The organism is Heyndrickxia coagulans DSM 1 = ATCC 7050 (genome assembly GCF_000290615.1).
Lineage (GTDB): Bacteria > Bacillota > Bacilli > Bacillales > Bacillaceae_C > Weizmannia > Weizmannia coagulans.
On the sequence record NZ_ALAS01000118.1, the window covers coordinates 57,432 to 82,669 of the forward strand.

22 protein-coding genes, 1 pseudogene and 2 other annotated features are annotated in these 25,238 nt (G+C 49.1%); of the genes and pseudogenes, 17 read left to right on the forward strand and 6 right to left on the reverse strand.

Annotation, left to right across the window (positions count from 1 at the left end; translation table 11 throughout):
- Positions 1-50: 50 nt before the first annotated feature.
- From IC21_RS06050 to trpA, 8 genes and pseudogenes are all read left to right on the forward strand, one after another.
- A pseudogene (locus IC21_RS06050) lies at positions 51-449 on the forward strand (ABC transporter permease); the annotation flags it as partial.
- A 273-nt stretch (positions 450-722) separates the two neighbouring features.
- Positions 723-965: a binding site (T-box leader), on the forward strand.
- 44 nt (positions 966-1,009) lie between these two features.
- Positions 1,010-1,259, forward strand: a binding site (T-box leader).
- Positions 1,260-1,432: 173 nt separating this feature from the next.
- Positions 1,433-2,815, forward strand: coding sequence for an anthranilate synthase component I (gene trpE, locus IC21_RS06055; RefSeq protein WP_029141650.1), 1,383 nt, complete (start codon positions 1,433-1,435; stop codon positions 2,813-2,815).
- Positions 2,796-3,395 carry an anthranilate synthase component II gene (locus IC21_RS06060; RefSeq protein WP_029141649.1) on the forward strand — a complete coding sequence of 200 codons (600 nt, stop codon included), beginning with the start codon at positions 2,796-2,798 and terminating at the stop codon, positions 3,393-3,395. The genes trpE and IC21_RS06060 overlap by 20 nt, the downstream gene beginning before the upstream one ends.
- Positions 3,379-4,404 carry an anthranilate phosphoribosyltransferase gene (trpD, locus tag IC21_RS06065; protein WP_029141648.1) on the forward strand — a complete coding sequence of 342 codons (1,026 nt, stop codon included), beginning with the start codon at positions 3,379-3,381 and terminating at the stop codon, positions 4,402-4,404. Before IC21_RS06060 ends, trpD begins: the two co-directional genes overlap by 17 nt.
- 114 nt (positions 4,405-4,518) lie before the next feature.
- Entirely contained in the window at positions 4,519-5,943 is a 1,425-nt protein-coding gene (gene trpCF, locus IC21_RS06070; RefSeq protein ID WP_029141647.1) for a bifunctional indole-3-glycerol-phosphate synthase TrpC/phosphoribosylanthranilate isomerase TrpF, read from the forward strand.
- Complete coding sequence (gene trpB / locus IC21_RS06075) at positions 5,921-7,126, forward strand: tryptophan synthase subunit beta (RefSeq protein WP_029141646.1); 1,206 nt, start codon at positions 5,921-5,923, stop codon at positions 7,124-7,126. Before trpCF ends, trpB begins: the two co-directional genes overlap by 23 nt.
- Positions 7,119-7,262 (forward strand): hypothetical protein, encoded by a 144-nt coding sequence (locus IC21_RS16980; protein ID WP_019721536.1) that lies wholly within the window; start codon positions 7,119-7,121, stop codon positions 7,260-7,262. Before trpB ends, IC21_RS16980 begins: the two co-directional genes overlap by 8 nt.
- A complete protein-coding gene (gene trpA, locus IC21_RS06080; protein WP_029141645.1) occupies positions 7,255-8,046 on the forward strand; it encodes a tryptophan synthase subunit alpha in 792 nt (263 codons plus the stop codon). Before IC21_RS16980 ends, trpA begins: the two co-directional genes overlap by 8 nt.
- Before the next feature lie 247 nt (positions 8,047-8,293).
- Here trpA and IC21_RS06085 read toward each other — a convergent pair whose 3' ends face one another.
- Both IC21_RS06085 and IC21_RS16170 read right to left on the reverse strand, forming a co-directional pair.
- Entirely contained in the window at positions 8,294-8,476 is a 183-nt protein-coding gene (locus tag IC21_RS06085; protein WP_017552868.1) for a YfhD family protein, read from the reverse strand.
- 80 nt (positions 8,477-8,556) lie between these two features.
- Entirely contained in the window at positions 8,557-8,679 is a 123-nt protein-coding gene (locus tag IC21_RS16170; RefSeq protein WP_073193833.1) for a YfhE family protein, read from the reverse strand.
- Positions 8,680-8,766: 87 nt separating this feature from the next.
- On the opposite strand from IC21_RS16170, the gene recX reads away from it, so the two are divergent.
- Both recX and IC21_RS06095 read left to right on the forward strand, forming a co-directional pair.
- Positions 8,767-9,561, forward strand: coding sequence for a recombination regulator RecX (gene recX / locus IC21_RS06090; protein WP_029141644.1), 795 nt, complete (start codon positions 8,767-8,769; stop codon positions 9,559-9,561).
- 2 nt (positions 9,562-9,563) lie between these two features.
- Positions 9,564-9,881 carry a YfhH family protein gene (locus IC21_RS06095; protein WP_029141643.1) on the forward strand — a complete coding sequence of 106 codons (318 nt, stop codon included), beginning with the start codon at positions 9,564-9,566 and terminating at the stop codon, positions 9,879-9,881.
- 90 nt (positions 9,882-9,971) lie between these two features.
- On the opposite strand, the gene IC21_RS06100 is transcribed toward IC21_RS06095, so the two are convergent.
- A complete protein-coding gene (locus IC21_RS06100) occupies positions 9,972-10,130 on the reverse strand; it encodes a small, acid-soluble spore protein K (RefSeq protein ID WP_029141642.1) in 159 nt (52 codons plus the stop codon).
- A gap of 84 nt (positions 10,131-10,214) precedes the next feature.
- The gene (locus IC21_RS06105; protein WP_029141641.1) at positions 10,215-11,195 is read right to left on the reverse strand and encodes a metal-dependent hydrolase; all 981 of its coding nucleotides are present in this window, start codon (positions 11,193-11,195) and stop codon (positions 10,215-10,217) included.
- 179 nt (positions 11,196-11,374) lie between these two features.
- Between IC21_RS06105 and mutY the strand changes: the two genes are divergently transcribed.
- Complete coding sequence (gene mutY, locus IC21_RS06110) at positions 11,375-12,466, forward strand: A/G-specific adenine glycosylase (protein WP_019721542.1); 1,092 nt, start codon at positions 11,375-11,377, stop codon at positions 12,464-12,466.
- Between the two features lie 618 nt (positions 12,467-13,084).
- Here mutY and IC21_RS06120 read toward each other — a convergent pair.
- Positions 13,085-14,542, reverse strand: a complete 1,458-nt coding sequence (locus IC21_RS06120; RefSeq protein ID WP_029141640.1) for a glutamate synthase subunit beta — start codon at positions 14,540-14,542, stop codon at positions 13,085-13,087.
- Positions 14,543-14,783: 241 nt separating this feature from the next.
- Positions 14,784-19,349: a glutamate synthase large subunit gene (gene gltB / locus IC21_RS06125; protein ID WP_029141639.1), complete on the reverse strand. Its 4,566-nt coding sequence runs from the start codon at positions 19,347-19,349 to the stop codon at positions 14,784-14,786.
- 133 nt (positions 19,350-19,482) lie between these two features.
- Between gltB and gltC the strand changes: the two genes are divergently transcribed.
- The 6 genes from gltC to IC21_RS06155 all read left to right on the forward strand — a co-directional run bounded on the left by gltC (position 19,483) and on the right by IC21_RS06155 (position 24,587).
- Positions 19,483-20,388, forward strand: coding sequence for a glutamate biosynthesis transcriptional regulator GltC (gltC, locus tag IC21_RS06130; RefSeq protein WP_029713769.1), 906 nt, complete (start codon positions 19,483-19,485; stop codon positions 20,386-20,388).
- 187 nt (positions 20,389-20,575) lie between these two features.
- Positions 20,576-21,325 carry an enoyl-[acyl-carrier-protein] reductase FabL gene (fabL, locus tag IC21_RS06135; RefSeq protein ID WP_013860274.1) on the forward strand — a complete coding sequence of 250 codons (750 nt, stop codon included), beginning with the start codon at positions 20,576-20,578 and terminating at the stop codon, positions 21,323-21,325.
- Positions 21,326-21,420: 95 nt separating this feature from the next.
- Positions 21,421-21,651: a gamma-type small acid-soluble spore protein gene (locus tag IC21_RS06140; RefSeq protein ID WP_029141638.1), complete on the forward strand. Its 231-nt coding sequence runs from the start codon at positions 21,421-21,423 to the stop codon at positions 21,649-21,651.
- Positions 21,652-21,798: 147 nt separating this feature from the next.
- Complete coding sequence (locus IC21_RS06145) at positions 21,799-22,053, forward strand: YgaB family protein (RefSeq protein WP_017552879.1); 255 nt, start codon at positions 21,799-21,801, stop codon at positions 22,051-22,053.
- Between the two features lie 154 nt (positions 22,054-22,207).
- Positions 22,208-22,738 carry a nucleoside tri-diphosphate phosphatase gene (gene ntdP / locus IC21_RS06150; protein WP_026104742.1) on the forward strand — a complete coding sequence of 177 codons (531 nt, stop codon included), beginning with the start codon at positions 22,208-22,210 and terminating at the stop codon, positions 22,736-22,738.
- A gap of 100 nt (positions 22,739-22,838) precedes the next feature.
- Entirely contained in the window at positions 22,839-24,587 is a 1,749-nt protein-coding gene (locus tag IC21_RS06155; protein ID WP_029141637.1) for an ABC transporter ATP-binding protein, read from the forward strand.
- The last annotated feature ends 651 nt before the right edge of the window (positions 24,588-25,238 follow it).

A 25,238-nucleotide genomic window follows, 5' to 3' on the forward strand; every position in this document is an offset into this window, starting at 1 on the left:
GCTTGGCGAGTATCATCCAATAGATTTCCGGCAGGAGGGGCTTAAACGGCATTGGATCAGTCATTAACAGTTTAACCTACTTCATTAGCGCAATTGCCGGGATTTCGCTGTTTATTGCTGGGATTGGTGTAATGAACATGATGTATATTTCTGTCTCTGAGCGTACCCGGGAAATTGGCATTCGTCTCGCTATCGGCGCAACCCCAAAGCATATCTTATTCCAGTTCCTTTTGGAAGCGGTGTTGTTGACGGGAATAGGCGGCTTGATTGGTTTTGGGATAGGTGGTGGACTCGCGTGGCTTATTTCGCTCTTCTTACCTTTCCGTGCCGTGATCGGTGTAGGAAGCTTTTTACTCGCTTTTTGCGTCTCTACCTTTGTCGGCATTCTATTTGGCATATTGCCGGCTAAAAATGCAGCCAATAAGAACTTGATCGATATTTTGCGTTAGGATGTTGATTGGAAGAATACAGTGGTCTAAACAATGATGAATGTGCAAAGTAAAATGTCCTAACCGGACCCCTTCTTCGAACGAAGTGGCCATGCGTGCCCTTTCGCGTATTTTTTCCCGGGCAGGCTAAGCCACTTTTTCACAAGAAAGACAAGGTTTGTCCGCCAAATGTTACTTGGAAAAATGGGCTGAAAAAAATAAAAAAAATTTTTGAAATGAAGGTTGACAATTTTTATTTTCAGCATTAAGATAATAATCAATCAATGAAACATTTTTCAGGCGATGAAGAAGAAGAGTAACCTGTGTGGATTCCGAAGAGAGCCGGTGGGTGGTGCGAACCGGTGATGACGTGCAGGCGAATGGGCTTCCGAGCTTCCAAACCGAAACGATTCCGGAGTAGGCTTTGGCGAATGCCTTATCGTTACAAGAGGCAGGTATTACGTTTTTTCCCTGATACCGTCAAAGCCGGGCTGATAAAGCCAATAAAGGTGGCACCGCGGGTTCCCCGTCCTTTACATGGATTGGGAACCCTTTTTGCGTTCCGTTAAAAATCTCATAAAAGAAAATCGCTGAGTAAGAAGAGTATGCAAATGGTAAGCGTCCCAGAGAGCCGGCGCAGGTGGGAGTCCGGCACGACTGCCTTTGCAGAATGGGCTTACGAGAGGTTTCCTGAACTTGTGCAGTAGGGAAACACGGCTTCCCCCGTTACCGGGATAGGGTATAAAGAGTGGCTTGCTCCGTACCCGAATAAGCGGAAAGGTTTTAAATCCTTTCAAGAGAGGTGGCACCGCGTTGGAAAACGTCCTCTGTCCTGCAGCATACAGCTGCGGGCAGAGGACGTTTTTTTTATTTAGCCGGGACCCGGGATCTGTATCGGAACCCGCCTGTTAAGCGAAGGATATACAGCCGGTGCAGAGGTGAAGAGCCGGAGCGCGAAAGACGGCCTGCTAGTTACCATTTCAATAAAAAAGGAGTGCGGACGGATGCAATACAAAATCGTTAAGCTAAATGGCGATGTGTTAACGCCGGTCATGATTTTTACGAGACTGAGAGGAAAATGCAAGTTTTTGTTCGAAAGTTCGCTGCAAAATGACAGCAACGGCCGGTTTTCTTTTATCGGGGCTGATCCGGTAAAAGCGTTCATCGGGCGGGATAATGAACTGGAGGTGATTGACCGGATGACGGGGCGGCGTGAAATAAAAAAAGGTAAGCCGCTCGATCTTGTCAAAGGCCTGTTGCCGCGTCTTAATATCCAGCTTCCCTTTCCGTTTTACGGCGGGTCGGTCGGCTATATCGGCTATGACGCCATCCGCCAGTATGAAGAAATCGGCCATGTACCGGAAGATGAAACAGGAATCCCGGATCTGCATTTGATGCTGTACCAAAATATAGCTGTTTACGACCATAAAAGCCAGACCGTCTACCTTGTTTCAACCGGGGAAGACGGGGAGGCAATAGAAAAAAATCTTGCGGCAATGGAAAAAGCGATCTGCCGGCAGACAAGCGCAGAACCATTTGTCGACCATGGCCCGGTTGACTTTGCCCCCGCCATTCAAAAGCAGGCATTTATGAAGATGGTCGAAACCGCAAAACAGCATATCGAAAACGGGGACATTTTCCAGGTTGTCCTGTCACAGCGTATGAAAGGGACGCTTTCGCACGATCCGTTCTATTTTTACCGGAAGTTAAGGAAAGCGAACCCGTCCCCGTATATGTTTTATCTCGACTTCGGCGGTTATGTCGTTCTAGGGGCATCGCCGGAAAGTTTGATCAAAACGAAGGGGCGTGTGGTATATACGAATCCGATTGCGGGAACACGCCCGCGCGCCAATGCCCCGGAAGAAGATGAGCGCCTTGAAAGCGAGCTTTTACACGATGAGAAAGAACTCGCTGAACATAAAATGCTCGTTGATCTGAGCCGGAACGACCTCGGCCGGGTGTGCGAGCCCGGCAGCATCCGGGTGCAAAAATACATGGAAGTTGAGCGGTTCCAGCATGTGATGCATATCGTTTCGGAAGTGCGGGGGAAATTGCGGGACGGTTTTAGCGGAATTGACGCGCTCATCTCCTGTCTTCCGGCCGGCACGGTATCAGGCGCGCCGAAAATCCGCGCGATGCAGATTATCAACAGCCTGGAAAGCCTGAAGCGCGGCATGTACGCGGGCGCGGTCGGCTATATCAATCTGAACGGCGACATTGATTTTGCACTCGCCATCCGCTCGCTCCTGATTAAAGACAACACCGCTTATTTGCAGTCGGGCGCGGGCATTGTGTACGATTCCGATCCGGAAAAAGAGTATGAAGAAACGCTCAACAAGGCGAGATCGATTCTGGAGGTACAGACGCATGATTTTATTGCTCGATAACTATGATTCGTTCACTTACAACTTGTACCAGTATTTATGCGAACTTGGGGAGGAAGTAAGGGTGTTCCGCAATGACCGGATCACCATAGATGAAATCAGAAGGCTCAAGCCGGAAGCGATTGTCCTGTCACCGGGGCCCGGCGTGCCGGAAGATGCCGGCATTTCCATTGAAACTGTAAAAACATTTTACCGGCAAGTCCCAATGCTCGGCGTCTGTCTCGGCCATCAGGCAATTGCCGCAGCGTTCGGGGCAGGGATCACAAAAGCAAAAGAAATCAAACATGGCAAAACTTCCCTTGTACGCCATGGCGGGAAAGGAATGTTCAGCGGGCAGCCGGATCCGGTCGAAGTGATGCGCTACCACTCGCTTGTCGTGGACCGGACAAAGATCCCGGAAGTCCTGGAAGTGGTTGCCAAGTCTCTTGATGACGGAGAAATCATGGCCATTCAACATAAATCCGCCCCGTGTTTCGGCGTCCAGTTTCATCCCGAGTCGATCGGGACGGAAACCGGTAAACAGATGCTTGAAAACTTTTTACGCGAAATCAGAAAGGATGAGAAAGTTGAAACCGTATCTTGAAAAAATTTTGGCACAAGAAGGGCTGACGGTTGAAGAAATGCGGGAAGCCTCTCGTGCACTGTTTTCTGATGAAGTGACAGAAGGGGAGATGGGCGCATTTTTAGCCGCCTTGAAATGTAAAGGCGAAACGGCGGAAGAAATTGCCGGGCTGGTCGAAGTGATCCGTGAAAAAGCCGTGCCGGTTCCATGCAACGTTCCAGGGCTTATGGACAACTGCGGGACGGGCGGGGACGGCAGCCACAGTTTTAACATCAGCTCGACCTCCGCGTTTGTGCTGGCGGCAAGCGGCGTGAAAGTTGCCAAACATGGCAACCGCAGCGTCTCAAGCCAGACCGGGAGCGCCGATGTCCTAGAGACGCTCGGGATTTCCTTGTCTTTCCCGGCGGAAGAAATTGAAGGCTTGCTGAGAGAAATCGGCATCGTCTTCCTGTTTGCCCCGAATGTCCATCCGGCCCTTGGAAAAATGATGAAAATCCGGAAAGATTTGCGAATCCCGACGATTTTTAACTTGATCGGCCCGCTCACAAATCCGATGAACCTGGAAACACAGCTGCTCGGGCTGTACCGGCGTGACATGCTCGGGACGATGGCGGAAGTGCTCGGCCGCCTTGGCAGAAAACGCGCGCTCGTTGTCAATGGCGCCGGCTATCTTGATGAAGCGTCATTATCCGGGGAAAACCATTTTGCGCTGCTTGACGGCGGGAAGATTACGATGTTTACGCTGACGCCGGAAGAGGTTGGCTTGCCGTATTACCCGCTGGAAGCGATCCGCGGCGGTGATGCGCAAAAAAACAGCGATATTTTGCTGTCAGTATTAAAAGGAGAAAAAGGCGCTTACCATGATACAGTGGTCTTCAATACCGGGCTTGCGCTCTTTGCTGCAGGGCGGGCAGAGACGGTAAAAGAAGGAATCCAGATTGCGGAGCAGGCAATCCGTTCGGGCGCAGCACTTGAAAAACTGCACGCACTCATTGAAGCGAGCCGGAAACTCACGCAAGAAGCGATTTGAATGGCAATTTCCGAAACATTTTTACCCGGAAAAGAAACGAGAAGAGCAATTTCAGGGTGTGAACTGCACGCACTTATTGAAATAAGCCTGAAACTCACACAGGAGGCGATTTGAATGGCGTTTTTGGAAAAGATTTTAGCCGAAAAAGAAAAAGAAGTGGCCCGTATAAAAGGTGCTGGAAAGGCTTTTGCCACAAATGTGCGCAAAGCCCCGTCCCTTTATGAAACTTTTATGCAGTCTGAAAAAACAAGCATTATTGCGGAAATCAAGCGGGCCTCCCCGTCAAAAGGGGATATCCGGACGGCCGTAGATCCAATCCGGCAGGCACTTGCCTATGAAAAAGCAGGCGCCGGCGCCATTTCCGTTTTAACGGATGAAGCCTTTTTTAAAGGGTCAGTGGAAGATTTGAAAGCCGTAAGCGATGCAGTCCGGCTTCCGGTGCTCTGCAAAGACTTTATTATCGATGAAATTCAGATCGACCGGGCAAAAGCGTATGGTGCAAGCGTGATTCTCCTGATCGCAGCGGCTCTTTCCCCCGAAAGGCTCCGGCAGCTGTACGATTACGCCCGGGACACCGGTCTTGAAGTGCTGCTGGAAGTGCACAATGAAGCGGAACTCGAAACCGCTGTCGAAACAGGGGCCCGGATCATCGGCATCAACAACCGCAATTTAAAGACGTTTGAGGTTGATCTCGGCGTTGTTGAAAAGCTTGCGCCACAAATCTCAAACCCGGACGTGCTTGTGATCAGCGAAAGCGGCATCCGCACCCGGAAAGACGTCGTCCGCGCTGAGCATGCCGGGGCAAAAGGGATTTTAGTCGGGGAAACGCTTATGCGCGCAAACGACCCGCAAACGGAAATGAAAAAGCTGGCCGGTGTTCCGGAAAAACGGAAAGTAAAGATTTGCGGCATTCGCACGCTTGAAGCGGCCCGGGCGGCTGTTTGCGCGGGGGCGGACATGATCGGCTTTGTATTTGCCGAAAGCAAACGGAAGATTACACCGGAAAAAGCGGCACAGATTGCAAAAGCGTTGCCGGAACATGTCGAAAAAGTCGGTGTATTCGTTAATGAATCTCCTGAAAAAATGGCGGAAATTGCAGAGCGGGCCGGGCTCGATTACCTGCAGCTGCACGGCGATGAAACAGCGGAGGAAGCCGCGCAAATGCCTTACCCGGTGATCAAAGCTTTCCCGGTAAGGACAGATGCTGATCTTGATATCATACACGGTTACCATTGCGATCTGGTGCTTTTGGACAGCGCCGGCGGAAAATACCGCGGCGGAAGTGGAAAGACGTTTGACTGGGAGCTGGCAAAGGCGCTATCGGATGAGCGGGCGGTGATGCTTGCCGGCGGGCTCACGCCGGAAAATGCCGAAGCCGCGATCCTTGCTGTCTGTCCGTATATCGTCGACGTTTCAAGCGGGGTGGAAACAAACGGAGAAAAAGACCCGGATAAAATCAAAGCATTTGTGCAAGCAGCAAGAAAAGCGTTTCAAAAATTAGAGGAGCGTGACAAAAATGCAAACATACAAACTGCCTGATACAAACGGCCGTTTCGGAACTTTCGGGGGGAGATTCGTACCGGAAACCCTGATGCCGGCTGTAGGCGAACTCGAGCAGGCTTATCATGAGGCCATGAACGACCCGGCTTTTCATGCAGAGCTGGATAAATTGCTGAAACAATATGTCGGCCGTGAAACCCCGCTTTACTATGCGGAAAATTTAACGGAACTTGGCGGCGGCCCGAAAATTTTCCTGAAACGCGAAGATTTGAACCATACCGGCGCACATAAAATCAACAACACAGTCGGCCAGGCGCTGCTTACGCTTAGAATGGGAAAAAAGAAAGTCGTTGCCGAAACGGGCGCCGGCCAGCACGGGGTGGCAACAGCAACCGTCTGCGCGCTGCTCGGCCTTGAATGTATTATTTTTATGGGGGAAGAAGATATCCGCCGGCAAAAACTGAACGTCTTCCGGATGGAATTGCTTGGCGCGAAAGTCGAGAGCGTCTCGCAGGGGAGCGGCACATTGAAGGATGCGGTCAACGAGGCGCTCCGCTACTGGGTTGCCCATGTGGAAGACACGCACTATATTATGGGTTCAGCAGTCGGCCCGCATCCGTTTCCGCAAATTGTCCGCGATTTCCAAAGTGTGATTGGAAAAGAAACGAAAAAACAGATTACAGAACAGACAGGCAGACTTCCCGATGCAGTTGTCGCCTGTGTCGGCGGCGGCAGCAATTCGATCGGCATGTTTTATCCGTTTGTGGAAGATAAGGCCGTAAAATTGTTCGGTGTGGAAGCGGGCGGTGCCGGCCTTGGAACCGGAAAGCACGCGGCGTCTTTAAGTGACGGCAAACTCGGCGTGCTTCACGGAATGAAAACGTATTTGCTGCAAAATGATGACGGGCAAATCCAGGAAGCTTATTCGGTATCGGCCGGGCTTGATTATCCGGGAGTCGGGCCGGAACACAGTTATTTAAAAGAAACGGGCCGGGTTACGTATACGTCTGTGAACGACGCTGAAGCATTGGATGCATTCCGGCTGCTTTCGAGAACAGAAGGCATTATCCCGGCACTCGAAAGCGCCCATGCCATTCGTTTTGCCCTGAAGCTGGCAAAAACGATGGGAAAAGACGAAACGATCGCTGTTTGCCTGTCAGGGCGCGGGGACAAAGATGTAGAAGCCGTCAGCCATTTGCTTGGAGGGGAAAACAATGGGTGAAATTTTTGCATTGGAAAGCGCCCATGCCGTCCGTATGGCCCTGAAACCGGCAAAAACGACTGCCGTCCTGCCAGGATGCGGGGACAAAATTGGAGAAGCGGCCAGCCGCTTGTTTGGAGGGGAAAACAATGGGTAAACAAAAATTGGAAGCACAGTTTGAAGCGGTTCTTGCACGCGGTGACCAGGCATTTGTCCCTTATATTATGGCGGGGGACGGTGGAATGGAAGAGACGGAGAAAAGGCTTGCGTTTTTGGAAGCTTGCGGGGCAACGGCAATTGAACTTGGCATCCCGTTTTCCGACCCTGTCGCAGACGGTCCGGTCATCCAGGCGGCCGGACTCCGCGCTTTTAAGGCAGGCACGACAATGAAAAAAGTGCTGAGCCATTTAAAAGCCCATCCGAGACAAGTCCCGGTTATTCTCATGACGTATTTTAACCCGGTTTTTGCCTATGGTCTGGAAAAATTTGCAGCAGACTGCGCGGCTGCCGGTGTTGACGGGCTGATTATTCCGGATTTGCCGCTTGAGGAAGAGGGGATTGTCGCCGGAGAACTGGCAACATGCGGCCTTGCGCTCATCCGGCTGGCTGCGATTACAAGCCCGAAAGACCGGCTTAAGAAAATCGCCTCCCGCTCTGAAGGGTTTCTGTATGCTGTTACGGTCACCGGCACAACCGGCACCCGCACAAGTTTTCACGACAATATCGAGGATTACCTCGCTTTCTTATCAAGCATCAGCCGGGTACCTGTTCTCGCCGGCTTTGGCGTTTCCAGCCCCGAGCAGGTCCGCCGTTTAACCCGCTACTGCAGCGGCGTTGTGGCCGGGAGCAAAATTATCGAGCTCTTTCAGAACGGGGAAACGGAAAAAATCCGTGCGCTTGTGGAAAGCGCAAAGCAACAAGCAGCACCAAACCAGCTGTAAAAATGCCTGGATGCATGCTCCGAACCGGCGCACATGCTGCCCATACATTTCCCACAGGTTTATCCACATCCGGAATATGCAAAGAAAAGGATATAGGGGCGGTTATCCACAATATCCACATTTTATACACAAAAAATGTGCACAATTTTATACACATCAAAGGATATTGTCAATAGAGGCATTGAAAGGTTTATGCACATCATCCACAAAAAACGGGGGCCCAATGGAAAGGCCGCCCGTTTTTATTTTACCGCCTGTTTTTCGCTCTTTTTTCCGCAGCATCGGAACGGGCCTGTGCTTCCAAATCTTCCCCGTCTGCGAGTTCCCTCGAATATTCAATGTCTTTTCCGTCCATTTTCATGTTCTTCGGTACTTGCGGCAGTGTTGCTTTATTTTTATCGCGTGTTTTATGCTGATGCCCGCGGCCCATTGAAAAAACCCCTTTCAAGCAGTTTGCGGTTGCCTCCGCAAAACTACTTTTTGCGTAAAAGGTTTTTCTTAAACAGGTAATTATTTGCGCCCTCTGTCCGTGTATCCTCCGGCCCGGTCGGCTTTTTTAAATTCGTGCTGGTAAGTCACTTCCTGCATGCTTCTTAATGTGCTTTTCGTCTGAACTTTTTTATCTTTCGGCATTCGCAAAACCTCCTTTTTTGGATTATTGTTCCCGGTAATACCGCTTTCTACACTTTCAATGGTAAAATAGACAAGGGAGGAATTCATGTGCCTGTCATTACAAAAATTTCGCTTCAAAAAAACAATAAAGAACGATACAATATTTTTCTTGACGGAAAGTACCGGTTCAGTGTTGATGAAGAAGTGCTGGCACGGTACCAGCTTTTAAAAGGGAAAGAATTGGATGAGCTTGATATTGAAGCGATCCTTGCCGAGGATGATATCCGGAAAGGCGTCAATACCGCCATCCGTTTTCTTTCCTACCGGATGCGGTCGGAAAAAGAAGTGCGTGATGATTTGATAAAAAAGGAATTTGCGCCGGAAGTCGTCCGGAGTGTCATATCAAAGCTTTATGAAATGCAGTATCTTGATGATGCGGAATTTGCCGCAAGTTTCGTGCGGACACAAATGAATACAACGCATAAAGGGCCTGTTGTCATTAACAGGGAACTTCAGCAAAAAGGCATTGCACCAGAGATGATCGAAAAAGCGCTTGAAATTTTTGATGCTGATCAGCAAGTGGAACATGCCCGTGCCCTTGCAGAAAAACTTTCCAGGCAGCATGCCCGGTTGTCGGAGAAGCTTTTAAAGCAAAAAGTGAAGCAGGGGCTTACAGTAAAAGGCTATCCGCCTGAAGTGATTTCCGCTGCGATGGCGGCGCTTCATGTTGAAAAGGATGAAGAAACGGAATGGAAAGCACTTCTTCAGCATGCCGAAAAAGCAAAGCGCAAATACGGAAAGTTTTCGGGATATGTATACAGGCAAAAAATGAAGCAGTTTTTATACCGGAAAGGGTTCCCGATGGATTTGATAGAGCGCTATTTGCGGGAAGAGGGGGATTAAGGATGGAAAAAAGATACAGTCAAATGAGTGAATATGAGTTAAAACAGGAAATTGCACAATTGACGGAGAAAGCGCGCAAGGCCGAACAACTCGGTATTGTGAATGAGTTCGCCGTGCTGGAGCGGAAAATTGCGATGGCAAAGTCGTATTTGCTGGACCCCGCTTCTTTTCAAAAAGGGGGAATTTATAAAATTGAAGGAGACCCCGGCGCCTATTTTAAAATTGATTATATCGACGGCGTCTTTGCCTGGGGTTACCGGGTCAGCGGCGGCAAACCGATCGAAGCCCTCCCGATTTCGATGCTGAAACGGGTGGATTGATTTGTTACTCTTTTACAGGGGATCAAAAGAAATGGGCCCGGTGCTATTCAACATGTAAGGGCTGCCGGCATCATCCAGCAGCCCTTTCTGTCATGACTCTTCGCGGCGGCCTGATGCGCGCATGCGTTCCTGCGGATGCGTATTGGTCGTGCCATCCGCGCGTTTCGAAGCATATTCGGCTTTTGCCTGCGGTTTGTCTTCATATACATTGTCATGATCGTACGGGAAACCTTTTTCTTTATTCCGCATGTTCATGCCCTCCTTAACAAAATAACCGGTGGGGAATGCCCCGCACCGGTTATTTTGCACGTTTTCAGACGGAAAACGTGCGCCTTATCTTGGTACAATATCAAGTTTTTTCTTCAGCTTCTCTTTATTAAAAATCCAACCGGTATAAGAGCCGATTATTTCCAGATCTTCATTTAACTTCACAACAGCAACAAACGGATAATGCCCGTTTTTCCGGTAGCGGAGATCAGTAAAGCGGACTTCCCAGCCGTTATCCAGTTCCTTGATCTGCCAGTTATAGACAGGGGAAAAACTTAAGAAAGCAGACAAATTTTTATCTTGCTTTGCCACTTCTAAAATTTTATTTTCCGGAACCGGAAGCCGTTTGAATTTGTCAAGAATGGTGACCGCCGATTTAAACGCAAATGCAACATAGTAGGCATCTTTTGTTCTTACGGCAATCTTCCATTGATGAAAATGAATGGTCGGGGAAATGATGATTCTTTCCGCATCCGGAATCCTGGCCAGCACGGCTTTTTTTACATGGTGACGTGCCGTGAATCTGGCGATATAATATAAAAATATGAAGATGTACATGACCAGAAACGTCGGCCCCGGTTGTGCCCCGAACAACCAGGCGGCAATGCCGGCCACATGGATGATAAAAATGAACGGGTCAAATGTGTTGATCACGCCGAGCGCGATCCATTTATATGAGAATGGTCGCAGTGCCTGTGTCCCGTATGCATTAAAGATATCGACGAACACATGCAGAAAAACAGCCAAAAAAGACCAAAGCCATAAATGAAGCGCATCGGTTCCAGGGAAAAAGATGCTGAGCACTGCTGTAATGGCAAGCGGCCACAGCAAGACAGCCGGAAGAGAATGTGTAATGCCGCGGTGGTTGCGAATATAAACCGCATTATTTTTAAATTTGAGCAGAGTATCGATGTCTGGTGCCTGTGAACCTAAAACCGTGGCAATGAGAACGCTGTGAAAATGAACCGCATCTTGTGCGACCACAGGGTCCAACGTTGCCAAACCTCCGAGTGCAATGCCCATAACAACATGGGTTCCAGTATCCAATCTTATTCCTCCTAAAAGTGGTTCTGGCTCCTTACTAAAGCGCTTATTTCTTTCATCATGCCTTCATCATATGGTAAATTAAGAAGAATTGCAATAGACAAAGGCGGTCAATCAGGATTTTCTGTTTGTATTTTTCCCGCTTATAAAAAGTTATAGCAATCATTTGGGGGAATTAAACATTGAAAAATTTTCCAGTCGGCGACTTTGATGTAAAATCTTTTCAAGAGGATCTGATCTCCTGGTTTAAAAGGGAACAGCGGGACCTGCCATGGCGGGAGGACCGCGACCCGTATAAAATTTGGGTATCGGAAATCATGCTGCAACAGACAAGGGTGGACACTGTCATTCCCTATTTCCGGCGCTTTATGGAAAAATTTCCGACCCTTGAAGCGCTGGCGGATGCCGGTGAAGATGAGGTGCTAAAAGCGTGGGAAGGGCTTGGCTACTATTCACGCGTCCGGAATTTGCACGCTGCCGTAAAAGAAGTGAAGGAACATTATGGCGGCACGGTTCCGGACACACCGGAAGAAGTTTCGAAGCTAAAAGGCGTAGGGCCCTATACGGCCGGTGCGATTTTGAGCATTGCATACGGCTTGCCGGAACCGGCTGTGGACGGAAATGTGATGCGGGTGCTTTCAAGAATTTTATCCATATGGGAAGACATTGCAAAGCCTTCTGCAAGAAAGGTTTTTGAAGAAGCCGTCCGCAAGTTGATTTCTCAGGAGAATCCGTCTTATTTTAATCAGGCTTTGATGGAACTTGGTGCGCTCGTTTGCACGCCAAAATCGCCGTCATGTTTGCTTTGCCCGGTCCGGGAGCATTGCCGGGCGTTTGCAGAGGGAACCATTAATGAGCTGCCTGTGAAATCAAAAGGGAAAAAGCAGAAACAGATCCGGCTCCAGGCGGCCGTTTTGGAAGATGAAGACGGGCGCATTTTGATCCATAAGCGTCCGGATAAAGGGCTGCTTGCAAATATGTGGGAATTTGTTCAAGTGGAAGAAAGTGCCGTTTTGCCGGCGAGGCAGGTATTGAAGGACTATCTTGGAGAGGCATTTCAAATTGAAGCCGCACTCGAGACGGAGCATTTTACGGAAATACGGCATGTTTTTACCCATTTAATTTGGGACATCCGGGTATACCGCGGGAAAATTTTAAATCATGTGCAGGAAACGGATGAACTAAAATGCGTGCTTCCTGACGAGATTGAAACGTTTGCATTTCCTGTGCCCCATCAAAAAATCTGGAAAGCCTTCCGGGTCATCAGTAAGTAATGATTGCAAATTTGCTGGAAAATGCAGAGATTTCTTGTCATAATTATTGTTGAAAATAATCAGGTTTGGTTATTTCTTCTTGCAATGGAAGGGCTTAAACAGTTTTTAATAACTTATAAAAAGTTATAAAATTTTTGTTTACTTTATAATTTATTATCAAATGAATAAGGAGGGTTATTTATGTACTTCAAGTTTTCTCTTCTTAGTTTTATAACTGGTCTAATAATGATTTTTGTTATTCAATTAGCAACATTTTATAGAAATTTACAAATAAAAACGGGGAGAATGGATGGAGATACGACCTATACTCTATTAAGTTCTAGTTTAATAGTTATTCCGATAATTTTATTTGTTTTAGCGCTAATCTTTTTTCAGTTGCATATCAAAGATAAACAAAAACATTAAAAATCTCTTATTTGGGCTTGTACGTGGTTTTAAGAATACGATGATATAGGCAACACGATGAGAGTTATATTTGAAGTGGATTTATGAAGTTCCCTCTTTCACGATTAATCGCTATGAAAGAAAAAAAGGACGAACCGCAAGCCAAAATGTCCTTCAAAAGGGCATTCAGCAACAAAACAGCCCCGAGCTTTTTGAAAAGCTTGGGGCTGTTTTTTATGCAGATGGCTGGCAGGCCGCTTTGTTTTTTTGTGAGAGATACAGGTCTATTTCTTTTGCGGCTTTTTTGCCTTCCTGCATTGCCCAGACAATCAGGCTTGCGCCGCGTTTCGCATCGCCGGCGGCAAAAATGCCTTCCCGATTTGTCCGGAAACTCCCGGGCAAGGTGTGTATCAGCCCGTTTTGAAGTTCGATGCCGGCTGATTTGGCATCATCGACACCCTGGAATCCGATCGCGATGAGCACAAGATCCGCATCCCATATCTGCTGTTCCGCTCCCCGCTGATCTGAAAACGGCACGGTAACAAGCCCTGTTACTTCGCCGTTATCATTACCGAGAAATGCTGTGGTTTGGATATAATATTGCCGCGGATCTTCCCCGAACACTTTAAATGATTCTTCATATGCATAATCCAGTGTGAACAGGGAAGGGTTCACCGGCCATGGTTCGTGTTCCGGGCGTTCTTTCGGCAGTTCTCCGTGCTTTCCGAACTGTACGACGCTCTTGCACCCTTGCCGGATTGCGGTTGCCACACAGTCCGCACCGGTATCGCCGCCGCCAATGACAATCACTTTTTTCCCTTTTGCCGAAATTTGCGGTTCACCGTTTTCTCCATGGTCAAGCAGATGTTTTGTGCTGGCTTTCAAATATTTCATTGCCGGGTAGATGCCTTTTAAATCACGCCCCGGAATGTCCATGTCACGTTGTTTCTCCGCGCCGATGCAAAGCAGGACGGCGTCAAAAGCAGCCTCCAGTTCTGCAAGCGTGATGTCTTTGCCGATTTCGGTATTGGCTTTAAATGTGATGCCTTCCGCCTGCAACAGGTCCACTCTGCGCTCTACATACTGCTTTTCAATTTTCATATTCGGAATCCCGTACATGAGCAGCCCGCCAAAACGGTCTTCTTTTTCAAAGAGGGTAACATCATAGCCTGCCTGGTTTAAATCGTCAGCTGCCGTCAATCCGGCCGGCCCGCTTCCGACAACGGCTGCTTTTAAGCCGTTCCGTTTCAGCGGGATTCTCGGCTTGATCCAGCCTTCTTCCCAGGCACGGTCAATGATGGCTCTTTCAATGCTTTTAATGGTGACAGGTTCACTGACCAGCCCGGCTGTGCACGAGCCTTCGCATGGTGCCGGGCAGGCGCGCGATGTGAATTCCGGGAAATTATTGGTTAAAAGCAAACGCTGGTAGGCCTCTTCCCATTTTCCCTGGGCGGCAAGGGTGTTCCATTCCGGAATTAAATTATACAAAGGGCAGCCGCTCGTTTGCCTGCCGATCAGTTCCCCCATCTGGCAGAACGGGGTGCCGCATTCCATGCAGCGGGATGCCTGCGTTCTCAGTTTTTCTGCCGGAAATGGCTGCACGTATTCTTTCCATGTAGCCACCCGTTTTGCGGCATCCAGTTCTTTCGGTTTTTCACGTTTCTGGTCAACAAAATCTGTCGTTCCGCGCATGTCTCACACTCCTCACAAATCACCCGGCCGCTGCCGGAGGGATATAGATGTCGTACAATTTCAGCTTTTTTCCGGAAAAAAGTTTCCGTTTTGCGTGCGATGCTCCATTTTTCTTAAAACAGCCATCCTCGTGCTTCTTATCGGTCCGCTGACGGGACATGATAGGTCTCCGTTTTTTTTCGTTTCAATCCACACACAATCCTGTAAATCCATCCGGACGCTTCCGGATGGATTTACCCATCTACTTTACTTCTGTCGGGAAAGCTTTTTCTTTTTCGATTTCCGGCAGGTGCTTTCCGGATTTTTTATATTCAAAAGCGGCAAGCCTCGCTTCATCAAGCGGCATTTGCTGATCCAGGAAGTACTGGATGAGTTCCATCATCGCTTTGTATTCGCGTGGAACAATCTTGACAAACTGATGCAGGGCCAGCTCCCAATTCTTCAAAATCCGTTTGGCAACAGGGCTGCCGGTGTATTGATAATGTTTCTGGATCATATGGTAAAGTTCGCGCATATCTTCATCAGAATCCACACCTTCAATGCTGACAAGTTCCTGGTTGATCCGGGATAAAACTTCATCTTCACCCATTGCGCCGGTATAAATGTAGGCAATCCCGCCGGACATCCCGGCCGCAAAGTTTTTGCCGATCGGGCCGAGCACGGCAACGCGTCCGCCGGTCATATATTCGCAGCCGTGGTCTCCGATGCCTTCGACAACGGCATGTACGCCGCTGTTACGGACACAGAAACGCTGGCCGGCCGTTCCGCGGATATATGCTTCGCCCGATGTTGCCCCGAAAAAGGCGATGTTGCCGATGATGGCCTGTTCTTCGTCCCGGCTCCATCCGGCACCCGGCTTCACAACGATTTTTCCGCCCGATAATCCTTTCCCGACGTAGTCATTGGCATCTCCTTCAAGGTTCAGTGTCAGGCCTTTCGGGATAAAGGCGCCGAGGCTTTGCCCTGCTGAACCATGCAGATGAATGTGGATAAAATCTTCCGGCAGCCCTTCGTCACCGTAAGTTTTTGTAATGATATGGCCCAAAGTGGTGCCGATTGCCCGGTCGGTGTTGCGCACAGGCAAGGTGACGGCTGTTTGCTGCCTGTTCCGGACGGATACGGATAAATGGTTCAATTCCCGGCTGTCAAAGCGTTCTTCCAGTTTATGGCTTTGCGCCGTTTTGCCTTGCACAGCAAATGGTGTATCACCCGCTTTAAACAGTAATTTATCAAAATGAAGCTGTTTCGCTTTCCAATGGTTTTTAACCTCATCTTTCACTTTCAGCAAGCCGGTTTCGCCGACAAGTTCATCAAGGCTGCGGTAGCCGCATTCAGCCAATATTTCGCGGACCTCTTCTGCGATGAACCGCATATAGTTGACAACATATTCCGGTTTGCCCATGAATTTGGCGCGCAGCTTCGGATTTTGCGTGGCCACGCCGACCGGGCATGTATCAAGATGGCAGGCGCGCATCATGATACAGCCGAGGACAACAAGCGGGGCAGTGGAAAACCCGAATTCTTCGGCGCCAAGGCAGGCGGCGATGACGACATCACGCCCGGTCATCAGTTTACCGTCTGTTTCCAGTACGACACGGTCACGCAGGCCGTTCAGCGTTAGCGTCTGATGGGTTTCTGCAAGGCCGAGTTCCCATGGCATGCCGGCATGTTTGATGCTCGTTTGCGGGCTCGCCCCGGTGCCGCCGTCATGGCCGCTGATTAAAATCGTATCGGCCAGGCCTTTCGCTACACCGGCCGCGATGGTCCCGACGCCTGACTTTGCCACCAGTTTTACCGAAATGCGGGCGCGCGGGTTGGCGCTTTTCAAATCGTAAATCAGCTGCGCCAGGTCTTCAATCGAGTATATATCATGGTGCGGAGGAGGCGAGATTAAACCGACGCCCGGAGTGGAGCCGCGGACTTCGGCAATCCACGGATAAACTTTCGAGCCCGGAAGCTGGCCGCCTTCGCCCGGTTTCGCACCCTGGGCCATTTTAATCTGGATTTCGTCCGCATCTGTTAAATACAGGCTGGTGACGCCGAAACGGCCGGATGCCACCTGTTTAATGGCGCTCCGTCTTGAATCTCCGTTCGCATCAGGCGTGTAGCGTTCTTTTTCTTCGCCGCCCTCGCCGCTGTTGCTTTTTCCACCGATGCGGTTCATCGCAATCGCGAGTGCTTCGTGCGCTTCTTTGCTTAATGCCCCGTACGACATCGCGCCGGTTTTAAACCTTTTCCAAATCGATTCGACCGGCTCCACTTCATCCAGCGGAACAGGTTTCCGGTTGCTCTCGATGGCCAGCAGGCTCCGGATCGTGGCGTACGGACCGTGGTGGTACGTTTCCGAAAATTTGCGGTACAGTTCCTTGTTGTTCGTTCTGGTTGCCTGCTGCAAAGTGTACATCATTTGCGGGTTGAACAAATGGTATTCGCCGTCTTTCCGCCATTGCAGCTCGCTTCCCGGATCAAGCGCTTTGTTGTGCTGGAAAAGCAATTTCTGCGCTTTTTCAAAACGTTTCAATGATTCCTGGCCGATTTCCGCGAGCCCGATCCCGCCAAGCTGCGAGACGGTGCCGGTAAAATAGCGGTCGCAGACGCTTTCCGCAATGCCGAGCGCTTCAAAAGTTTGCGCCCCGCGATAGCTTTGCATCGTCGTAATCCCGACTTTCGACATGATTTTGACGACGCTTTTCTTAAGGGTGGTTAAATAGTTTTCACTTGCTTTTTTATACGGCAGATCGATATGCCCTTCGCCGATTAAATTTTGAATCGTTTCAAGTGCGAGATACGGGTGTACCGCATCGGCACCGTAGCCCAATAGAGCGGCCATATGGTGTGAATCCCGCGGTTCACCGGAATCCAGCACGATGCTTGCTTTCGGCCTTGTGCCGGAGCGGATCATATGCTGGTGCAGGGCTGAAACGGCAAGCAGGGAAGGGATCGGCACGGCACGATGGCCTTGCGCACGGTCGGAAAGAATTAAAATTTCCGCACCTTCCCCGATTTTTTCGTCCGCTTCCCTGAGCAATTGTTCCAGCGCCTGGTCAAGGCTGATATCCGGCGAATGGTACGCAGGAAGAAAAGCCGTTTTCATTCCCTGGTTTAAAATGGCGTTAAATTTGGCCGTGCTTAAAAACGGGTGTTCCAGCCGGATTTTTTTATGGGCGGTATCGTCATGGCCGTCAAGCGATACTTGCGGGCCGAGCCAGGTAACCGTAGATATGACGTATGCTTCGCGAATGGAATCAATCGGGGGGTTCGTGACCTGCGAGAAGCTTTGTTTGAAATAATGGAACAAAAGCTGCGGGCGCTCCGATAAAACTGCAATCGGTGTATCGACGCCCATTGCCCCGATCGGTTCATTCTTTTCCTGCGCCATTGGCACGATGGACTTTGTGCATTCTTCATAAGTGTAGCCGAATAATGTCTGCCAATAAGCCAGTTCATTTTTTTCAAGACTGGATGCAGCCGGGATAAAGTGGCTTTCCTCCAGGTCTATCACTGAATCTTCGAGATGCTCTGCATACGGTTTTTCAAGGCTGACCTGTGCTTTTAGTTCGTCGCTCGGGATAAGGGCCCCCTTTTCAAGATCCACGAACAACAGCTGACCCGGTTTTAAATGGCGCCGTTCTTTGACGTTTTCCGGCTCCACATCGACGACGCCGACTTCAGATGCAAAAATGATTTTATCATCATGGGTAATGTAGTAACGGGCCGGGCGCAAGCCGTTTCTGTCAAGCACCGCCCCGATTTGTTTTCCGTTCGTAAACTCGAGCGCCATCGGTCCGTCCCACGGTTCCATAATCTGGCTATGGTATTCATAAAATGATTTTAAGTAAGGCGGCAGGTCTTCGTTGTCTTCCCACGGCTCCGGCACCATCATCATGATCGCATGCGGAAGGGAGATGCCGTTTGTTGTTAAAAATTCAAGGACATTGTCAAAAATCGCCGAATCCGAACCGTTTTTGTTGATCACAGGCTGGATTTTTTTCAATGTGCCAAGGTCCAGTTCGTTTGCAAACAATTCGATTTTTGCATTGAACCAGTTGACGTTCCCTTTGATGGTGTTGATCTCTCCGTTGTGGGCGATCATCCGGTTCGGGTGGGCCCGCTCCCAGCTGGGAAACGTATTGGTGCTGAACCGCGAGTGGATCAGCGCAAGGGCAGATTGAAACCGTTCGTCCGCAAGATCAGTGTAGAACAGAGGGAGCTGTTCCGCCGAAACCATGCCTTTATATACAATTGTCCGGTTCGAAAAACTGGCGGCATAAAAAGAGGAACCGAATTTGTTCTCAACCAGTTTCCGCAATATATAGATCTTTCTTTGAAAAACCGCTTCTTCCGTGTTATCGTTTGAAGAAGAAGAAACGAAAATCTGAACGATGTGCGGCCGCGATTCTTCCGCCTGGCGCCCAAGAACTTCCGGATTTACCGGAACTTCACGGACACCGGGCACTGAAAGGCCGAGTGATGCAGCCTGGATGCGGAATTCATTCAGAATGTCCTCCGCAGCATGCGGATCATGCGGCAGAAAAAGCATTCCCACTGCATACTCCCCTTTTTTTGGAAGGGTGAAGGAGCATACGGCCTCAAAAAACGCGTGCGGGATTTGCATTGAAATACCGGCGCCGTCGCTCGTTGTCCCGTCGGCATTTTTACCGGCGCGGTGGTCCAGCCTTCTCAGCATCTCCAAAGCAGTGGTGATGATCTTATGAGACGCGCGGCCCTTGATGTCCGCGTAAAAGCCGATGCCGCATGCATCATGTTCAAATTCAGGTCGGTAAAGTCCATAATGTTGATTATTCATTGCTTCACATTCCTTCCATCATCAGGTCGAGTCCGAAAAGTAAGATTATTTTAAATTTTACCCTCTTGTGATCCTTTCTTACAATATATAGTTAAGATGAAATTAATCTCAAATTAAGAATGGTGTGATTCGCATGGAGTTAAGACAGTTAATTTATTTTATTGAAGTCGCCAAAAGGGAGCATGTGACACACGCTGCAGATGAGCTGCATGTCGCCCAATCCGCCATCAGCCGGCAAATTTCCCTTTTGGAAGCCGAACTTGGCGTTTCCCTTTTTTGGCGTGAAGGAAGGAATGTCAGGCTGACGCCGATCGGAAGAGTTTTTTTAGAACACGCTGAAAAAGTCGTGCTCGAAATTGATAAAGCCAAGCAAAGAATGCAGGAATTCCTCGATCCGGATAACGGGACGGTCCGCCTCGGTTTTTCGACCGGGTTATCGGTCCAGACCTTTTCTTCCCTGTTGGCACAGTTTCGCGAAAAACATCCCGGCCTCGAGTACCAGTTTGTGCAAGGGACCCCCGGCTATTTGATCCGGTTGATTGAAAACGGGGAACTTGAGCTGGCGCTTGCCTCTCCTGTGCCGGATGACCATCCCGGGGTTAGCGGTGAAATTTTATACATGGAAAAGCTCATGCTGCTCTTCCGCCGCGACCACCCGCTTTCCGGGCAGGAAATGATCCGGCTCGCCCAGCTGAAAAACGAACGTTTCATTACATTTCGGGAGGGCTTTTCGATTCGTGAAATTCTGTTCTCCGCCTGCCGGAAGTCCGGTTTTGAGCCTGCGATTGCATTTGAAGGCGAGGACATGGAGACGATTAAAGGCCTTGTTGCAAGCGGAACGGGTGTTGCAATTCTGCCTGAGCCTGCGCTATTATTTAATCTGTCTGAAGAAATCGTAAAAGCGGAAATCAGCGATGTAGAACTGATGCGCCCGGTCGGCGTGATGATCCCGAAAAAAAGGGAAATGGCGGCTTCAGAAAAAGCCCTTTATGCATTTTTAACATCATTTTATGACAGGCTGAACCGGTTCCAAAGATAAGCCAGCGGAGCGCCGCGCAATCCGAATCGGTTCCGCAACAAGGGACAGCCGCGTTTCTGTAAACCGGGCTTCAGGCAGGCGTGGAAAATGCCGCATTCCAGGGTGATAAGGAGCAGGATGCATCGCGGCTTTTTGAAAAAGGGAGAGCGTTGCAAAAATCATAAAGAAAACGGAGAAGGTGGAATCATTGGCAAATAAGGTGGCACTTGTAACCGGATCAAGCAAGGGGCTGGGCCGGGCGATTGCGCTCGATCTTGCAAAGAGCGGCTATGATCTGGTCATCAATTATGCGCGCAGCCGGCCCAAAGCCGAAGAAGTGGCAGCAGAAATTGAAAAGCTGGGGCAAAAAGCGCTTCTGATCAAAGCAAATGTCGGGGACGTGAAAAAAATAAAAGAAATGTTCGCGCAAATCCGGGATACATACGGCAGGCTTGATGTGCTTGTCAATAATGCCGCTTCAGGTGTCGAGCGCCCGGCAATGGAGCTGGAAGAACGCCATTGGGACTGGACGATGAATATTAACAGCAGGGCGCTCCTGTTTTGTGCGCAGGAAGCCGCAAAACTGATGGAAGAAAACGGCGGGGGAAAAATTGTGAGCCTCAGTTCGCTCGGTTCGATCCGCTATATCGAAAATTATACGGCGGTCGGTGTGTCGAAAGCAGCGCTTGAAGCTTTAACCCGCTATTTGGCAGTTGAGTTGGCGCCGAGTATTTGTGTGAATGCAGTTTCGGGCGGCGTATTGAATACGGATGCGCTCAAGTCTTTCCCGAACCGCGAAGCACTACTGGAAGACGCGCGGAAACATACGCCGGCAGGAAGAATGGTTGAGGTCGAGGATATGGTGAACGCCGTGCGCTTTTTAATTTCAGACGAGGCGTTTATGATCCGCGGCCAGACGATCATTGTGGACGGCGGCCGCTCGCTTCTTTTAAGTTGAGCACGCCAGCTTTGAGTTCCTTTATTTTCCAGTTTTTATGGGAAGGATAAATCGTTGCGCCTCTGGTTATATTAATACCCGTGGAGGTGATAACGATGGCAAACAACAACAACTTCAATAAAGCTGCCAAAGGAAATTTTGGTTCTGAATTTGCCAGCGAAACAAATGCGCAGGAAGTAAGAAAGCAAAATGCGAAGTCTGCTTCCGGCCAAGGTTCTTTCGGTTCTGAATTCGCAAGCGAAACGAGCGCACAGGAAGTAAAAAAACAAAACCAGCAATCTGAAGCGAAAAAATCGCAAAACGCCGGGCAATTCGGCCAGCAATAACCGATAGAAAGAGGTTTCCCGAACCGGGGGCCTCTTTTTTCTTTTAAGGCTTTCGGAGTTCGACAAAAGAAGTCAAAGGATTTTGCCCTTCCATCGAGAATATGTGTGAATGAAAAGTTCAATTCATCCTTTAGGGGGTAAAAAACTTTGATGGAAGAATTTAATCGGCTTGTGGCACAGCAAATGGACACGATGGATAGGCTGCTGTTTTTGCAATCGGAAATGGAGAGATGCAACGAAGTGAAAAGCGAACTGTTGAAGTTGCAGGAGGAAACAATGGCGGAAGATATCCTTGATAAAATCGGCCGGATGAATAAAGAATTGCAGGAAATTGAAAAAGTTTTTGAATCGCAGACGGTTGAACTGATCCGGGTTTATCGCAGTTCAAAAATTTGCACATAAACAATCCTATTTCAAATAGGATTGTTTAGTTTTAATCGCGTTCAGAAACCGTTATAATAGATAGAAAACAGATCGTTTGATTACATAAGTTTCATTCCGGCACATAACGGGCACAGGTTTACATATAAACAATCATGAAAGTGGGCATGAGATGATGGGAATCCCGGCAGAAGGTGATAAAATCCAAATCCAAAGTTATAAGCATAACGGCCATATTCACCGGATATGGGAAGAAACAACCGTTTTGAAGGGCACAAAAAGCCTGGTGATCGGGGGAAACGACCGGACTTTGGTAACCGAATCGGACGGAAGGACATGGATTACGAGAGAACCTGCAATCTGCTACTTTCATGCCGACCACTGGTTCAATGTTATCGGCATGATCCGTGAAGACGGCGTCTACTACTACTGCAACTTGGGGTCGCCGTTTGTTTATGACGGTGAAGCGTTAAAATATATTGATTATGATCTCGACATCAAAGTCTATCCGGATATGACGTTTACGCTGCTGGATGAGGATGAATATGAATACCATCGCAAAAAAATGGGCTATCCCGATGTCATCGACCATATTTTAAAGCGGAACGTGGACATTCTCATCCACTGGATCCGGCAGCGGAAGGGCCCGTTCAGCTCCGACTTTATTGATATTTGGTACGAACGCTATCTGACCTATTTGCGTTAAGCAAACCGCCTGTTGAACGCCAACAGGTTTTTTGTATGCGTAAATTTTGAAAAAAGATGGAAATAAATGGTACGTTTTGTTTGCTCAGGAGGTTTAATGCATGGGTAGTGTGAAAAGATACATGAAATTTGTAAAGCCGTATTGGTTTCAAATCGTTGCGACGATCATCATCGGGATCATCAAGTTTGCGATCCCGCTTTTAATCCCGCTTTTGATTAAATATGTGATCGATGATATTATCGGCAACCACGGGCTTTCACCGGATGAGAAGTTACATAAGCTTGTTTGGGTGATGTCGGCCATGCTTGCCATTTTTGTCATCGTCCGGCCGCCCGTTGAATATTACCGGCAATATTTTGCGCAGTGGACGGCAAGCAAAATCTTGTATGATATCCGCGGCCGCTTTTTTACCCATCTTCAAAAATTAAGTTTCCGGTTTTATGCCAATACACGCGGAGGGGAAGTCATTTCCCGGGTGATTAATGATGTCGAGCAGACGAAAGATTTTGTCATTACCGGGCTGATGAACGTCTGGCTCGACATGACAACGGTCGTGATTGCAATTGTCATGATGTTTATGATGGATGCCCGGCTGACTTTGATTTCACTCGCCGTATTTCCGGTTTATATTTTTTCGGTCAAATATTTTTTCGGCAATTTGCGTTTTTTGACGAGAAAACGGTCGCAGGCGCTGGCGGAGGTGCAGGGCTATCTCCATGAGCGGGTGCAAGGCATGGCGGTTATTAAGAGTTTTGCCATTGAAGACCATGAGCAAAAGCAGTTTGACAAGCATAACCGCAATTTTCTGGAAAAAGCGCTGGCACACACGAGCTGGACGGCTAAATCGTTTGCGGTTGTGAACACCATTACCGATATTGCGCCGCTGTTAATTATTTTTGTTTCCGGCTATCTCGTAATTAAAGGCAGCCTTACCGTCGGCACGCTCGCGGCGTTTATCGCTTATATTGATAATTTGTACAGCCCGCTCAGAAGGCTCGTCAACTCCGGCACGACGCTGACGCAGGCATTCGCTTCAATGGACCGGGTGTTTGAACTGCTGGATGAAAAATATGACATTGATGACCGGCCGGGCGCGGTAGAGTGCCGGAATGTACGCGGAAATATCCGGTTTGATGGCGTCGAATTTCGGTATGATGATGAAAAAGAGCCGGTGTTAAAAAATATCAATCTTGAGATCAGGGCAGGGGAGACGGTTGCCTTTGTCGGGATGAGCGGGGGCGGCAAGTCTTCCCTTGTGAGCCTCATCCCCCGGTTTTATGATGTGACAAAAGGGGTGGTTTACCTGGACGGTCAGGATATCCGCACGTTTAAAGTACAAAGCCTGCGCGATAAAATCGGAATGGTGCTGCAGGACAATATTTTGTTCAGTGATTCGGTGAAATCCAATATTTTGCTCGGGAATCCGCAGGCGACGGACGAGGAAGTCGTACAGGCGGCAAAAGCGGCGAACGCCCACGGCTTTATTCTGAATCTTCCCGACGGGTATGAAACAACGGTGGGCGAGCGAGGCGTTAAACTGTCCGGGGGGCAGAAGCAGCGGATTGCGATTGCGCGCGTATTTCTGAAAAACCCGCCGATTCTCATTCTCGACGAAGCGACATCCGCGCTTGATTTAGAAAGCGAGCATCTGATCCAGGAAGCCATTGAAAAACTGGCGCGCAACCGGACAACTTTAATCGTTGCCCACCGGCTGTCCACCATCACCCACGCAGACCGCATTGTCTTAATTGAAAACGGGGAGATCAAAGAAACCGGCACCCACGAACAATTAATGGAAAAACAAGGGCTCTATTACAACCTATTCCAAATCCAACAACTGGATGATTAGAAAAGCGGAGGGCGCTTGCCCGTCGGCGTATGAATTTCATAGTCCCCGAACTGAGATAAAGGAAACACGATGAGCCGCAGGCGAATCGATGCCCGCTTATCGTAGGGGAGGGGACTGGAAATTCACTAGCCGACAGCGCCCGGAGCTGGACAAGGAAAAGCGGAGGGCGCTTGCCCGTCGGCGTATGAATTTCATAGTCCCCAAACTGAGATAACGTGAAACTTCAAACAGCGGAGGGCCAGCCTCCGCTGTTTGTTAGTTGAACTAATCGGACATTTACGGGCAGTTGACCCTCTAGCTTATTGGGTTGTATTTTCTGTATGTCCTTTGGCGGGGGTCTTGCTGCCCGTTAATGTGGGATAAAGGAAACACGATGAGCCGCAGGCGAATCGATGCCCGCTTATCGTAGGGGAGGGGACTGGAAATTCACTAGCCGACAGCGCCCGGAGCTGGACAAAGAAAAGCGGAGGGCGCTTGCCCGTCGGAGGGATCCCGTTTCAACGACGGGGTCTCCGGTTTTTTTGTCAGGAAATGAAACAAAATTTCCTTTATAAATATAATAATGAGGTAATTGCGATGTTACAGACTCCTTGTAGCCCAAGGGTTTGAAAAAAGGATAAAAAAATTTTCCCCCTAAAAAGAGGGGGAAAC

Excerpts from the sequence above, each read along its gene's own strand:
- IC21_RS16980 (WP_019721536.1), top strand. The coding sequence starts at position 7,119 with ATGGGTGAAATTTTTGCATTGGAAAGCGCCCATGCCGTCCGTATGGCC.
- trpA (WP_029141645.1), top strand. The coding sequence starts at position 7,255 with ATGGGTAAACAAAAATTGGAAGCACAGTTTGAAGCGGTTCTTGCACGC.
- gltC (WP_029713769.1), top strand. The coding sequence starts at position 19,483 with ATGGAGTTAAGACAGTTAATTTATTTTATTGAAGTCGCCAAAAGGGAG.
- IC21_RS06140 (WP_029141638.1), top strand. The coding sequence starts at position 21,421 with ATGGCAAACAACAACAACTTCAATAAAGCTGCCAAAGGAAATTTTGGT.
- IC21_RS06060 (WP_029141649.1), top strand. The coding sequence starts at position 2,796 with ATGATTTTATTGCTCGATAACTATGATTCGTTCACTTACAACTTGTAC.
- trpE (WP_029141650.1), top strand. The coding sequence starts at position 1,433 with ATGCAATACAAAATCGTTAAGCTAAATGGCGATGTGTTAACGCCGGTC.
- IC21_RS06095 (WP_029141643.1), top strand. The coding sequence starts at position 9,564 with ATGGAAAAAAGATACAGTCAAATGAGTGAATATGAGTTAAAACAGGAA.
- ntdP (WP_026104742.1), top strand. The coding sequence starts at position 22,208 with ATGGGAATCCCGGCAGAAGGTGATAAAATCCAAATCCAAAGTTATAAG.
- IC21_RS06120 (WP_029141640.1), bottom strand. The coding sequence starts at position 14,542 with ATGCGCGGAACGACAGATTTTGTTGACCAGAAACGTGAAAAACCGAAA.
- IC21_RS06155 (WP_029141637.1), top strand. The coding sequence starts at position 22,839 with ATGGGTAGTGTGAAAAGATACATGAAATTTGTAAAGCCGTATTGGTTT.
- trpB (WP_029141646.1), top strand. The coding sequence starts at position 5,921 with ATGCAAACATACAAACTGCCTGATACAAACGGCCGTTTCGGAACTTTC.
- IC21_RS06085 (WP_017552868.1), bottom strand. The coding sequence starts at position 8,476 with ATGGGCCGCGGGCATCAGCATAAAACACGCGATAAAAATAAAGCAACA.
- IC21_RS16170 (WP_073193833.1), bottom strand. The coding sequence starts at position 8,679 with ATGCCGAAAGATAAAAAAGTTCAGACGAAAAGCACATTAAGAAGCATG.
- trpCF (WP_029141647.1), top strand. The coding sequence starts at position 4,519 with ATGGCGTTTTTGGAAAAGATTTTAGCCGAAAAAGAAAAAGAAGTGGCC.
- gltB (WP_029141639.1), bottom strand. The coding sequence starts at position 19,349 with ATGAATAATCAACATTATGGACTTTACCGACCTGAATTTGAACATGAT.
- IC21_RS06100 (WP_029141642.1), bottom strand. The coding sequence starts at position 10,130 with ATGCGGAATAAAGAAAAAGGTTTCCCGTACGATCATGACAATGTATAT.